The organism is Delftia acidovorans NBRC 14950 (genome assembly GCF_001598795.1).
Classification (GTDB): Bacteria; Pseudomonadota; Gammaproteobacteria; order Burkholderiales; family Burkholderiaceae_C; genus Comamonas; species Comamonas acidovorans.
Map to the genome: position 1 here is coordinate 438,943 of NZ_BCZP01000001.1, position 12,116 is coordinate 451,058.

The window sequence follows — 12,116 nt, forward strand, 5'->3', positions numbered from 1 at the left end:
CGGCATGGGCCGCGCTTTGCCGTGGCGGAGCCAAACACCATGAACCTATCCAAATTCTTCATTGACCGGCCGATCTTCGCAGGCGTGCTTTCGCTGCTGATGCTGATCGCCGGCCTGATCGCCATGGGCGGGCTGCCGATCTCGGAATACCCCGAGGTCGCGCCGCCGTCCGTGGTGGTGCGCGCCCAGTACCCGGGCGCCAATCCCAAGGTGATCGCCGAGACCGTGGCCACGCCGCTGGAAGAGCAGATCAACGGCGTCGAAGGCATGCTCTACATGGGCAGCCAGGCCACCAGCGACGGCGTGATGACGCTGACCGTCACCTTCCGCCTGGGCACCGACCCCGACAAGGCGCAGCAGATGGTGCAAAACCGCGTCTCGCAGGCCGAGCCGCGCCTGCCCGAGGAGGTGCGCCGCCTGGGCATCACTACGGTCAAGAGCGCACCCGACCTGACCATGGTGGTGCACCTGGTCTCGCCCAACCAGCGCTATGACATCAACTACCTGCGCAACTACGCGGTGCTGAACGTGAAGGACCCGCTGGCGCGCATCGAGGGCGTGGGCCAGATCCAGATCTTCGGCGGCGGCGACTACGCCATGCGCGTGTGGCTGGACCCGCAGAAGGTGGCGCAGCGCGGCCTGTCGGCCAGCGATGTGGTGGCTGCCATCCGCGGCCAGAACGTGCAGGCTGCGGCCGGTGTGGTCGGCGCCTCGCCGGGACTGCCGGGCGTGGACATGCAACTGTCCATCAACGCCCAGGGCCGCCTGCAAAGCGAGGAGGACTTCGGCGACATCATCGTCAAGAGCGGCTCCGACGGCGCCGTGACCCGCCTGCGCGACATCGGCCGCCTGGAGATGGGCGCAGCCGACTATTCGCTGCGCTCGCTGCTGAACAACGACCCGGCCGTGGGCATGGGCGTGTTCCAGGCGCCGGGCTCCAATGCGCTGGAAATCTCGGCCAACGTGCGCAAGACCATGGAGGCCCTGAACAAGAACATGCCCGAGGGCCTGGAGTACCGCATCGCCTACGACCCCACGCAGTTCGTGCGCGCCTCCATCGAATCGGTGGTGCACACGCTGCTGGAGGCCATCGTGCTTGTGGTGCTGGTGGTGATCCTGTTCCTGCAGACCTGGCGCGCCTCCATCATCCCGCTGCTGGCCGTGCCGGTGTCGGTGATCGGCACCTTCGCCGTGCTGCATCTGCTGGGCTTTTCCATCAACGCGCTGAGCCTGTTCGGCCTGGTGCTGGCCATCGGCATCGTGGTGGATGACGCCATCGTCGTGGTCGAGAACGTGGAGCGCAACATCGAGGCCGGTCTCACGCCGCGCAACGCCACCTACCGCGCCATGCGCGAAGTGTCCGGCCCCATCATCGCCATCGCCCTGGTGCTGGTGGCGGTGTTCGTGCCGCTGGCCTTCATCAGCGGCCTCACGGGCCAGTTCTACAAGCAGTTCGCGGTGACGATCGCCATCTCCACGGTGATCTCGGCTATCAACTCGCTGACGCTGTCGCCCGCGCTGGCGGCCCTGCTGCTGCGCGGCCACGATGCGCCCAAGGACGCGCTGACGCGCGGCATGGACCGGGCCTTCGGCTGGCTGTTCCGCGGCTTCAACCGCATGTTCCACCGGGGCTCCGAGGCCTACAGCGGCGGCGTGGGCCGCGTGATCTCGCGCAAGGCGCTGATGCTGGCCATCTACCTGGCGCTGATCGCCGTGACCTTCGGCCTGTTCAAGGCCGTGCCTTCGGGCTTCGTGCCCGCGCAGGACAAGCAGTACCTGATCGGCTTTGCCCAGTTGCCCGACGGCGCCACGCTGGACCGCACGGACGAGGTGATCCGCCGCATGGGCGAGATCATGAAGGACAACCCCAACGTGGAGGACACCATCGCCTTCCCGGGCCTGTCCATCAACGGCTTCACCAACAGCTCCAACTCGGGCATCGTCTTCGCCACGCTCAAGCCCTTTGACGAGCGCAAGCGCGCCGACCAGAGCGGCGGCGCCGTGGCCGGCCAGCTCAACCAGGCCTTCGCGGGCATCCAGGACGCCTTCATCGTCATGTTCCCGCCGCCACCCGTGGCGGGCCTGGGCACGACGGGCGGCTTCAAGCTGCAGCTGGAAGACCGCGCCTCCCTGGGCTATGACCAGATGGATGCGGCCGTGAAGGCCTTCATGGCCAAGGCCTACCAGACGCCCGAGCTGACCGGCATGTTCACCAGCTGGCAGGTCAACGTGCCCCAGCTGTATGCCGACATCGACCGCACCAAGGCGCGCCAGCTCGGCGTGCCGGTGACGGACATCTTCGACACCATGCAGATCTACCTGGGCAGCCTGTATGCGAACGACTTCAACAAGTTCGGCCGCACCTACAGCGTCCGCGTGCAGGCCGACGCGCCCTACCGCGCGCGTGCCGAGGACGTGGGCATGCTCAAAGTGCGCTCCAGCTCGGGCGAGATGATTCCGCTGTCGGCGCTGATGAAGGTGGACTCCAGCTTCGGCCCCGAGCGCGCCATGCGCTACAACGGCTACCTCACGGCCGACATCAACGGCGGTGCCGCACCGGGCTTCTCTTCGGGCCAGGCGCAGGACGCCATCAAGCGCATCGCGGCCGAGACCCTGCCCAAGGGCATCGATTTCGAATGGACCGACCTGACCTACCAGGAAATCCTGGCCGGCAATTCGGCGGTGATCGTGTTCCCGCTGGCCCTGCTGCTGGTCTTCCTGGTGCTGGCCGCGCAGTACGAGAGCCTGACCCTGCCGATTGCCATCATCCTGATCGTTCCCATGGGCCTGCTGGCGGCCATGACCGGCGTGTGGCTGTCGGGCGGGGACAGCAATGTCTTCACGCAGATCGGGCTCATCGTGCTGGTGGGGCTGAGTGCGAAGAACGCCATCCTGATCGTGGAGTTCGCGCGGGAGCTGGAGTTCGAGGGCCGCACGCCCATACAGGCCGCCATCGAGGCCAGCCGGCTGCGCCTGCGCCCCATCCTGATGACCTCGCTGGCCTTCGTCATGGGCGTGCTGCCCCTGGTGCTGTCCACGGGCGCCGGCTCGGAAATGCGCCGCGCCATGGGCGTGGCCGTGTTCTCGGGAATGATCGGGGTGACGGCCTTCGGCCTGTTCCTCACGCCCGTGTTCTACGTGCTGATGCGCCGCCTGGCAGGCAACCGGCCGCTCAAGCAGCATGGTCCCGAGATGGAGCAAGAGGCCCCTGCACATGCACCCGCCCACGGCCATGCCTCGGGTGGCGGCGCGCTGCCCATGCCCTCTGCTGCGCGTGGCGAGCATGAATGAGCCCACACCACAAGAACAGGAACCGATCATGAAGATCCCATCGCTTTCGAAACTGTCCAGGCGTCTGCTGCCCCTGGTGGCGGCGCTGGCCCTGGCCGGCTGCGCCAGCGTGTCCCAGAGCCTGCCCGAGCTGCCGGCCGCCCCCGCCTTCAAGGAGCAGGGCGCCGCGCCGCAGGCGGGCTGGACCCAGGCCCTGCCCGCTGAAGCCCAGGCACGCGGCCAATGGTGGCTGGCCTTTGCCGACCCGGCGCTGGACGCGCTGGTGGACAAGGCCACGCTGGACAACCAGAGCATCCAGGCCGCGGCCGCACGTCTGGCCGAGGCCCGCGCCCTGGCGCGCAGCGCCAATGCCGAGCGCCTGCCCCAACTGGGCCTGGGCGCAGGGGCCACGCGCGGCGCGGGGCTGGACAAGGCCTCGGGCACGCGGCCTGCCACCCTGGTCAATGCGGGGCTGAACCTGTCGTATGAGGTCGATCTGTTCGGCCGCATTTCCCAGGCGGCCGACGCATCGCGGCTGGATGCCGAGGGCCGCGAGGCCCTGCTGCAAAGCACGCGGCTGGCCGTGCAGGCCGAGGTCGCACAGACCTATCTGCAACTGCGCGCGCTGGACGCCGAGCGCGCCCTGATGCGCGAGACCGTGGAGGCCTACCGCGACACGCTGCGCCTGTCGGAGCGAAGGCTGCAGGCCGGCGACATTGCCGAGCTGGACGTGGCGCGCATCCAGGCCGAGCTGTCGGCCACCGAATCGGATGCGCTGGCGCTGGACCGCCAGCGCGCCCAGGTCGAGCATGCGCTGGCCGTGCTGGTGGGTGACTCGGCCTCGCGCTTCGGCCTAGGCGAAGGCGCCTGGACCACGGCTCTGCCTTCTATTCCAGCCGGCGTGCCGGCCACGGTGCTGATGCGCCGGCCCGACATCTCGGCCGCGCAGCGCGCCGTGTTCGCCGCGCAGTCGCGCGTGGGCGTGGCGAAGACGGCATGGTTCCCCAGCATCTCGCTGACCGGCGCGGCCGGCCATGCCTCGCCCGAGGTCGGTGACCTGTTCAAGTGGTCCATGCGCTCCTGGGGCGTGGGCGCCTTGCTGTCGCTGCCGCTGTTCGACGGCGGCCGGCGCGAGGCCGGCGTGCAGGCCGCAGGCGCGCAGCTCGATGCCGCGCTGGCCGCCTACCGTCAGCAGGCGCTGGTGGCCTTCCAGGAGGTGGAGGACCAGCTGTCGTCCATCCGCATCCTGCAGGAGCAGTCCACCGTGCAGGGCCAGGCCGTGGTGGCCGCCCAGCGTGCCACCAGCCTTTCGGACACGCGCTACCGCAATGGCTACGTCAGCCAGCTGGACCTGCTGGATGCGCGCCGCAGCGAACTGCGCAACCGCCGCCAGGCGCTGCAGGTGAAGTCTGCGCAGTACCAGGCCGCCGTGGGCCTGATCCGCGCGCTGGGCGGGGGCTGGGATGTGCCGGCTGACGTGCCGGTGGCCCAGGCCACGTTGCGCTGAGGCACCCTCAGGCCAGCACGTCGATGGAGCGGAACACGCGCTGCAGCACCGGGTCCGGGCTGTGGCGGCAGGCGTGGACCTGCTCCATGAGGTGGTGCACGAAGCGCTCGGCCACCCAGGGCAGGGGGCCGTGGCCGCGCTGGACCACGCCCACGGTGTGGGGCTCGAACTGCTCGCGCAGGGACAGTGGCACCAGGGTGCCCTGGGGCACGCCCGATTCGATCAGCGGCCAGGGGCAGAACGAGAGCATGTCGCTGTGCGCGATCAGGTGCAGCAGCAGCGATGCCGAATGCACCAGGTGGATGTGGCCCACGGGCACGGGCAGGCCGTGGCACAGGAACAGGCGCCGCACCAGGTCGTCCTCTTCGGGTGGGGTGTAGTTGAGCAGCCAGTCGCAGTCCATCAGCTCGGCCAGCGAACGGGCGCCTGCCAGCGGGTGGCCGGTGCGGGCCACGACGGTGGCGTCGTAGCGGAACAGCGGCGTGCCATGCAGGTCGCCGCCCGAGGGGCCCGAAGGCACGCGGCCAATCAGCAGGTCCAGCGTGCCTTCGCGCAGGCGCGGATGGGCCACGGCCGACAGGCCCTCGAACAGTTCCAGGCGTACCTGGGGCAGTTCGGCGCGGAAGGCGCGCAGCACATGGGGCAGCAGGCTCTGGCCCACCCAGGGCGTCACGCCCACGGACAGGCGCGCCACGGCGCAGGTGTCGCGCAGGCGTGCCATTTCATCCTCGGCCTGGGCCATCTGCCCGGTGATCAGCTGGGCATGGCGCAGCAGCGTGCGCCCGGCCGGCGTGAGGACGATGCCGCTGCTCTGGCGCTCGAACAGCGCAAGGCGGTGGCCTTCCTCCAGTTCGCGCAGGGCCTGGGTGATGGCCGACTGCGTGATGCCCAGCGCCCGTGACGCGGCGCGCACGCTGCCGCAGCCGGCCACGGCGACGAGGTAGCGCATCTGGTGCAGCTTCATGGCGGGACCGGCATCGGGGTGGGGCTGGGAATGCATGGGCCGATCTTGCAGGTTTCGTGCCATGTGTGCCATGCCCGTGATTGGCGCGTGCAGGTGTTCAGGGGATGACAGGCAATGCCTGGCAGGGCAGGCGCTGGCGGTCTTCCGCCCGCTGCCCACGCTTCCTAGACTGCGGGCATGAACATTGACCCGCCCGTTTCCACCACGGCCGAAGCCGCCGATCCGGTGCTTGCCGGCATACGCGCCACGCAGGCCGAGATGGTGGCCCTGCGCCATCACCTGCATGCCCATCCCGAGCTGGCTTTCGAGGAGTTCGCCACCAGCGACTTGGTGGCCGAGCGCCTGGCCTCCTGGGGCTATGAAGTGCATCGAGGGCTGGGAGGCACGGGCGTGGTCGGCACGCTGCGCTGCGGTACGGGCACGCGCCGGCTGGGCCTGCGCGCCGACATGGATGCGCTGCCCATCCACGAGCAGACCGGCCTGCCCTACGCCAGCCGCCATGCGGGCCGCATGCATGCCTGCGGGCATGACGGCCATACCGCCATCCTGCTGGCCGCCGCGCGCGAGCTGGCCCAGGCGCGCGGCTTCGACGGCACGCTGCACCTGATCTTCCAGCCGGCCGAGGAGGGCCTGGGCGGGGGCCGCAAGATGGTGGAGGATGGCCTGTTCGATCTTTTCCCCTGCGATGCCATCTTTGCGCTGCACAACATGCCGGGCTTTGCAGAGGGGCAGTTCGGCTTTCGCGAGGGCTCGTTCATGGCCTCGTCGGACACGGTGATCATCACCGTGCGCGGCAAGGGCGGCCATGGCTCGGCGCCCCACCTGTCGGCCGACCCGGTGGTGGCGGCGGCTCACCTGGTGCTGGCGCTGCAGACCGTGGTCTCGCGCAATGTCGATCCGCGCGACATGGCCGTGGTCAGCGTGGGCGCCATCCATGGCGGCGATGCACCGAATGTCATCCCCGGCGAGGTGGAGCTGCGCCTGTCCGTGCGCGCCTATCGGCCCGAGGTGCGTGCCCTGCTGCGCGAACGCATCACCGCGCTGGCCCACGCCCAGGCCGCCACGCTGGGGGCCGAGGCCGTGGTGGACTACCGCTGGCGCTATCCGGCCCTGGTCAACGACGCGGCCAGCACGGCCTTCGCCCGCGAGGTGGCGCGCGACTGGCTGGGCGAGCAGGCGCTGATCCCCGATCTGCAGCCGCTGACGGGCAGCGAGGACTTCTCCTTCATGCTCGAACAGTGCCCGGGCAGCTATCTGATCGTGGGCAATGGCGTGGGCGACACGCATGGCACGGGCGGCTGCATGGTCCACAACCCCGGCTACGACTTCAACGACCGCATCCTGCCGCTGGCAGCCACCTACTGGGTGAAGCTGGCCCGGCGTTTTCTGTCCGCCGCCTGAGGCGCGGCGCCCGCACCGGATTCCCTTTCACGATCTCACCTACCCATCTGTGATTGCCACCATGCGCACTGCATTTCCTCTCTCCTCCGAGGCCCGCCAGGTCCTGAGCCGCCGCAGCCTTCTGGGCGCAGCCGCGCTGGGGCTGGCCTTGCCGGCTGCTGCACAGGCCGGCTTTCCTGCCAAGCCCTTGAAGCTGGTCGTCGGATACCCGGCCGGTGGTTCGGTGGACCTGGCCGCCCGCGTGGTGGGCGATGCGCTGGCCGCGCGGCTGCGCGGCACGGTGGTGGTGGACAACGTGGGTGGGGCGGCCGGCGCCATTGCGGCCCAGCGCGTGGCCTCGGCACCGGCCGATGGCTACACACTGCTGGTGGGGGCCAGCAACGAGCTGGTGGCCACGCGCATCGTCAACCCCGCGCAGCGCTACGACGGCCGCCGCGATTTCACGCCGCTGGGCCTGGTGGCCACCAGCCCGCTGATCCTGGCCGCACGCCCGGGCCTGGGCGTGAAGACCCTGGCCGAGCTGCTGGAGCTGGCGCGCCGCCAGCCCGGCAAGCTCAGCTACGGCAGCTCGGGCGTGGGATCGACCCTGCATTTCGCGGGAGAGCTGTTCAAGCAGCGCGCGGGTGTCTCCATCACCCATGTGCCCTACCGCGGCGTGGCGCCGTTGACCAGCGACCTGGCGGGCGGCAGCCTGGACCTGGCCATGCTCTCGCCCACGGCGGCGCAACCGTTCCTGCAGAGCGGGCGCATCGTGCCGCTGGCGGTCACCAGCGCGCAGCGCCTGTCCGCCTTGCCCCTGGTTCCGGCCATGGCCGAGCTGGCGCCGCTGCGCGGTTATGAATTGGTGGGCTGGTTTGCGCTGATGGCGCCGCGCGGGCTGCCCGCCGCCACCGCGCAGCGCATCACGGCGGCCCTTCAGGAGGCGCTGGCCGAGCCCGCCGTGCGCAAGCGCCTGGAAGATGCAGGCATGGTGCCCGCCTCGGGCCGCGAGGACCTGGCGCGCCTGATCGCCGAGGAAGACCGCAAGTACGAGCAGCTCGCGGCCTTCGCGAACATGCGCGACTGACGGTGCTGACGGTGTAGACGGTGCTGACGGCGCTGGCGGCAGCCGCGCAGGTTCAGCGACCGCGCAGGAACAGCGCGTCCAGCTCCTTCATGCTCATCTGCCGCCAGGTGGGGCGGCCGTGGTTGCATTGGTCGGAGCGCTCGGTGACTTCCATCTGGCGCAGCAGGGCGTTCATCTCGTCCAGCGTCAGGCGGCGGTTGGCGCGCACGGCGCCGTGGCAGGCCATGGTGGCCAGGATCTCATTGCGCGCGCGCTGCACCACGGTGCTGGCGTCGTGCTGGGCCAGCTCGGCCAGCACGCTGCGCGCCAGCTCCACGGCATCGCCCTGGGCCAGGGTGGCGGGCACGGCACGCACGGCCAGCGTCTTGGGCGAGAAGGGGGAAACCTCCATGCCCAGGGCCTGCAGCGTGTTGCCATGGGCCTCGGCCGTGGCCACTTCCTCGGGTGTGGCGGCGAAGGTGGCGGGAATCAGCAGCGGCTGGCTGGGGATCTGCTCTGCCGCGTTGACGGCATTCTTGAGCTGCTCGTAGACGATGCGCTCGTGCGCCGCATGCATGTCCACCACGACCATGCCCTGGGCGTTCTCGGCCAGGATGTACACGCCGTGGATCTGGGCGACGGCGCGGCCCAGGGGCCAGATGGTTTCTTCGGCAGCGGCAGGGGTATCCGCTGCCGGGGGCGTGAAGTTCGCAGGTGAAGGCTCGGAGACAGCAGCTGGCTGGGGCTGTGCAGCGGGTGCGTAGCTGGCGGGCACATCACCGGCAGGCCATTGCACGCCGGGCCTGTCCACCGGGTCTTCGGCAGCACCGGCAGTCTGCATGGCCGTCTGTGCGGGAAGCGCCACCGGGGCCGGCGCGGCTTCGCGCATGGGTGCCCACAGGCCCGCCATGTTGCTGACCTTGTGGCCGCCCTGTTCATCGCCAAAGCTCATGCGCGCCTGGGGCCAGGCGGGAGCCGCCACCTTGGGCGCGGTGGCCGGTGCGGCAGGGGCCAGCTCCGGGGTGCGGTCGGCTTCCTCGGCGGCAGCGGCGGCGGCCGCCGCCGCGCGCGGGGCGGCCAGCGCGTTCTCTATGGCGTGGCGCACGGCCTGGTGCACCTCGCGGCTGTCGCGAAAGCGCACCTCGATCTTGGTGGGATGCACGTTCACGTCCACGCGCGCAGGGTCGATCTCCACATACAGCGCATAGACAGGCTGCTTGTGGCCGTGCAGCACATCCTCGTAGGCGCTGCGCGAGGCGTGGGTCAGCACCTTGTCGCGCACGAAGCGGCCATTGACGTAGCAGAACTGGTGGTCGGGCCGGGAGCGCGCCGCATCGGGAATGCCCGCGCGGCCCGTGACGTGGACGGCGCCCGACCAGTGCTCCACCGTCACGGAGTTCTGCACGAAGGCGTCGCCCAGCACATCGCCCAGGCGGCGCGCAAGGGCTTCGTCCGACATGCTGCCTGCGGCACGCCACTGCTCGACCAGCTTGCCTTCGTGCCAGATGGCAAAGCCCACGTCGGGCCGGGCCAGCGCATGGCGGCGCACGGACTCGATGCAGTGGGCCAGCTCCGTGGCGTCGCTCTTGAGGAATTTGCGGCGGGCCGGCGTGGAGAAGAACAGCTCCTTGACCTCGACCGTCGTGCCCTGGTTGCGGGCGGCGGGGCGCAGCTCGCCGCTGCGCGCATCGAGCAGATAGGCCGAGTCCTGGCCCGCAGGGCGCGAGAGGATGGACGCCTCCGACACCGAGCAGATGGCCGCCAGCGCCTCGCCGCGAAAGCCCATGGTGGCCACGGTCTCCAGGTCGTGCAGGTCGGTGATCTTGCTGGTGGCATGGCGGCGCAATGCCACGGGCAGCTCGTCGCGCGGGATGCCGCCGCCGTCGTCCTCCACCGAGATCAGCCGCACGCCGCCGGCCAGCAGCCGCACGTTGATCTGGCGGGCGCCCGCATCCAGGGCGTTGTCCACGAGTTCGCGCACCACCGAGGCAGGGCGCTCGACGACTTCGCCGGCCGCGATCTGGCTGATCAGCTCGTCGGGCAGGTCGCGGATGGGGCGGCGGGGGAGGGTGTCGGAGGAGGGGATGGATGCGTTCACGCGGCAATTCTAGGGGCTGGCATCCACCGCTTGCGGGCTGTGGGAATGGGGTGTGCGGCGCCGGCGCCCGCAAAAAAAAGGAGCCGCGAAAGCGGCTCCAAGAGGCGTCCCCGGCAACAAAGGCCGGAGCCGGGGGCACTCTTTGAATGAGGGTGGCTGCAGGGTCAGCGGCGGCGCCCTGCGCGGTCGCTGTTGCTGCCCATCTGGTTGCCGACCAGCGCACCGGCCGCGGCGCCGCCCACGGTGCCCAGCGTGGTGCCGAACAGCGCGCTGCCCAGCACACCACCGGCCACGGCACCCACGCCCGTGCCCAGTTGCGCATTGTTGGGACGGTGGGCGCAGCCGCCCATCGCGAGCGCGCCGGTCAGCAGGGCGGCGATGGCCAGGGTGCGGCCCATCGTGGAGCCGGACTGGCGTTCGGACTTGTGCGCGAAAGTGCGAAGGGTCTTGTTCATGGCTTGCTTCCTTGTGTCTTGGCGATGATGGTGAGGCCGGGCCGGCATTGCCGACGGCATGGAAGCACTTTGCCTGCAAAAAGCTGACGCACTCATGAGTTTTTCGTAGAGTTTTATCAAGTTGTGTAACAAAACAAGCTTGATTTCAAGCATTTGTAGATTCCTGCAAGCGCCGGTGTGTGCGATGGCGTGACCGGCTCCGGCTCGGCCGTGGGGGCATGTCGGCGAAGTACAGTACGGGCCGGTGCGGCGCCCGCCGCGGAGGACTCTCTTTTGGAAATCATTCAGTTCCTGATCGACTTCATCCTGCACATCGACAAGCATCTGGAGGCCTTTGTCGTGGCCTATGGACCCTGGGTGTATGCGCTGCTGTTTCTCATCGTCTTCGTGGAGACGGGCGTGGTGGTCATGCCCTTTCTGCCCGGCGACTCGCTGCTGTTCATCGTCGGCGCGCTGTGCGGCGTGGGCCTCATGGACTATTCGATCGCCTGCGCCGTGCTGCTGGTGGCGGCCGTGCTGGGCGACCAGTGCAACTACACCATCGGCCGCTACATAGGGCCCAAGGTGTTCCAGTGGGAGGACTCGCGCTGGTTCAACCGCCGTGCCTTCGACCAGGCCCACGCGTTCTACGAGCGCTATGGCGGCATCACCATCGTGCTGGCCCGCTTCATGCCGTTCATCCGCACCTTTGCGCCCTTCGTGGCCGGGGTGGCCGCGATGAACCGGGGCAAGTTCACGGCCTTCAATGTGGGCGGGGCGATTGTCTGGGTGTGCGGCATCAGCGCAGCCGGCTATTTCTTCGGCAACCTGCCCTGGGTGCGCGAGAACCTGGAGAAGATCATCTGGGGCCTGATCCTGGTGCCGGGCCTGATCGCGATCTTTGGCGCCTGGCGCGCGGGGCGCGCGCCCAAGACGGCCGCCTGAGCTTTCCGCGCATAGAAAAAACCCCTTGCACCTTCATGGCGCAAGGGGTTTTTTCATGGAGCGGGAGTGGGGATCAGCGGCGATCGTTGCGCTTGCCCACCTCGTTACCGATCAGTGCGCCGGCGGCTGCACCGCCCACGGTGCCCAGCGTGCTGCCGAACAGGGCATCCCCCACGACACCACCGGCCACGGCGCCTACGCCGGTACCGATCTGTGCACTGCTGGGATTGGTGGAACAGCCGGCAGAGAACAGGGCAATGGCTGCTGCGGCGGCAATGGAATAAAGGCGTGTCTTCATGTTCATCTCCTGTGATGGCCTGCCTTGTCGCCGTGAGTGGCGTATGGCGCAAGCACTGTGTGGAACATGTTTGCATGCTCTCATTCAGGGCTTGCGGCAGCGGTAGGAGATCTGCCCGAGCTGCCGCCGGGCGGCTCGGAAGTGTCGCGTCTTT

Annotated in this window: 9 protein-coding genes; 5 read left to right on the forward strand and 4 right to left on the reverse strand. The window is 69.2% G+C overall.

Annotation, left to right across the window (positions count from 1 at the left end):
• Positions 1 to 39: 39 nt before the first annotated feature.
• Both DA1_RS01945 and DA1_RS01950 read left to right on the forward strand, forming a co-directional pair.
• Positions 40 to 3,291, forward strand: coding sequence for an efflux RND transporter permease subunit (locus DA1_RS01945; protein ID WP_034396493.1), 3,252 nt, complete (start codon positions 40 to 42; stop codon positions 3,289 to 3,291).
• A 28-nt stretch (positions 3,292 to 3,319) separates the two neighbouring features.
• The gene (locus tag DA1_RS01950) at positions 3,320 to 4,777 is read left to right on the forward strand and encodes an efflux transporter outer membrane subunit (protein WP_034396489.1); all 1,458 of its coding nucleotides are present in this window, start codon (positions 3,320 to 3,322) and stop codon (positions 4,775 to 4,777) included.
• A 7-nt stretch (positions 4,778 to 4,784) separates the two neighbouring features.
• On the opposite strand, the gene DA1_RS01955 is transcribed toward DA1_RS01950, so the two are convergent.
• Entirely contained in the window at positions 4,785 to 5,804 is a 1,020-nt protein-coding gene (locus DA1_RS01955) for a LysR family transcriptional regulator (protein ID WP_034398872.1), read from the reverse strand.
• Between the two features lie 114 nt (positions 5,805 to 5,918).
• On the opposite strand from DA1_RS01955, the gene DA1_RS01960 reads away from it, so the two are divergent.
• The gene (locus DA1_RS01960; protein ID WP_034396486.1) at positions 5,919 to 7,142 is read left to right on the forward strand and encodes a M20 aminoacylase family protein; all 1,224 of its coding nucleotides are present in this window, start codon (positions 5,919 to 5,921) and stop codon (positions 7,140 to 7,142) included.
• 61 nt (positions 7,143 to 7,203) lie between these two features.
• Positions 7,204 to 8,208 (forward strand): Bug family tripartite tricarboxylate transporter substrate binding protein, encoded by a 1,005-nt coding sequence (locus tag DA1_RS01965; protein ID WP_034398869.1) that lies wholly within the window; start codon positions 7,204 to 7,206, stop codon positions 8,206 to 8,208.
• Positions 8,209 to 8,260: 52 nt separating this feature from the next.
• Here the strand turns inward: DA1_RS01965 and mutL are convergent, their stop codons facing one another.
• Entirely contained in the window at positions 8,261 to 10,285 is a 2,025-nt protein-coding gene (gene mutL, locus DA1_RS01970; protein ID WP_034396483.1) for a DNA mismatch repair endonuclease MutL, read from the reverse strand.
• 164 nt (positions 10,286 to 10,449) lie between these two features.
• The gene (locus tag DA1_RS01975) at positions 10,450 to 10,740 is read right to left on the reverse strand and encodes a glycine zipper 2TM domain-containing protein (RefSeq protein ID WP_013801089.1); all 291 of its coding nucleotides are present in this window, start codon (positions 10,738 to 10,740) and stop codon (positions 10,450 to 10,452) included.
• Positions 10,741 to 11,013: 273 nt separating this feature from the next.
• Here DA1_RS01975 and DA1_RS01980 point away from each other — a divergent pair, with 273 nt between their 5' ends.
• A complete protein-coding gene (locus DA1_RS01980) occupies positions 11,014 to 11,664 on the forward strand; it encodes a DedA family protein (protein WP_034396480.1) in 651 nt (216 codons plus the stop codon).
• 73 nt (positions 11,665 to 11,737) lie between these two features.
• On the opposite strand, the gene DA1_RS01985 is transcribed toward DA1_RS01980, so the two are convergent.
• A complete protein-coding gene (locus tag DA1_RS01985) occupies positions 11,738 to 11,962 on the reverse strand; it encodes a YMGG-like glycine zipper-containing protein (RefSeq protein ID WP_012206927.1) in 225 nt (74 codons plus the stop codon).
• Positions 11,963 to 12,116: the final 154 nt, after the last annotated feature.

Bases quoted from the DNA above. Each gene is read 5' to 3' on its own strand.
- DA1_RS01950 (WP_034396489.1), top strand. From the start codon at position 3,320: ATGAAGATCCCATCGCTTTCGAAACTGTCCAGGCGTCTGCTGCCCCTG.
- DA1_RS01975 (WP_013801089.1), bottom strand. From the start codon at position 10,740: ATGAACAAGACCCTTCGCACTTTCGCGCACAAGTCCGAACGCCAGTCC.
- DA1_RS01960 (WP_034396486.1), top strand. From the start codon at position 5,919: ATGAACATTGACCCGCCCGTTTCCACCACGGCCGAAGCCGCCGATCCG.
- DA1_RS01985 (WP_012206927.1), bottom strand. From the start codon at position 11,962: ATGAAGACACGCCTTTATTCCATTGCCGCCGCAGCAGCCATTGCCCTG.
- DA1_RS01965 (WP_034398869.1), top strand. From the start codon at position 7,204: ATGCGCACTGCATTTCCTCTCTCCTCCGAGGCCCGCCAGGTCCTGAGC.
- DA1_RS01955 (WP_034398872.1), bottom strand. From the start codon at position 5,804: ATGGCACGAAACCTGCAAGATCGGCCCATGCATTCCCAGCCCCACCCC.
- DA1_RS01945 (WP_034396493.1), top strand. From the start codon at position 40: ATGAACCTATCCAAATTCTTCATTGACCGGCCGATCTTCGCAGGCGTG.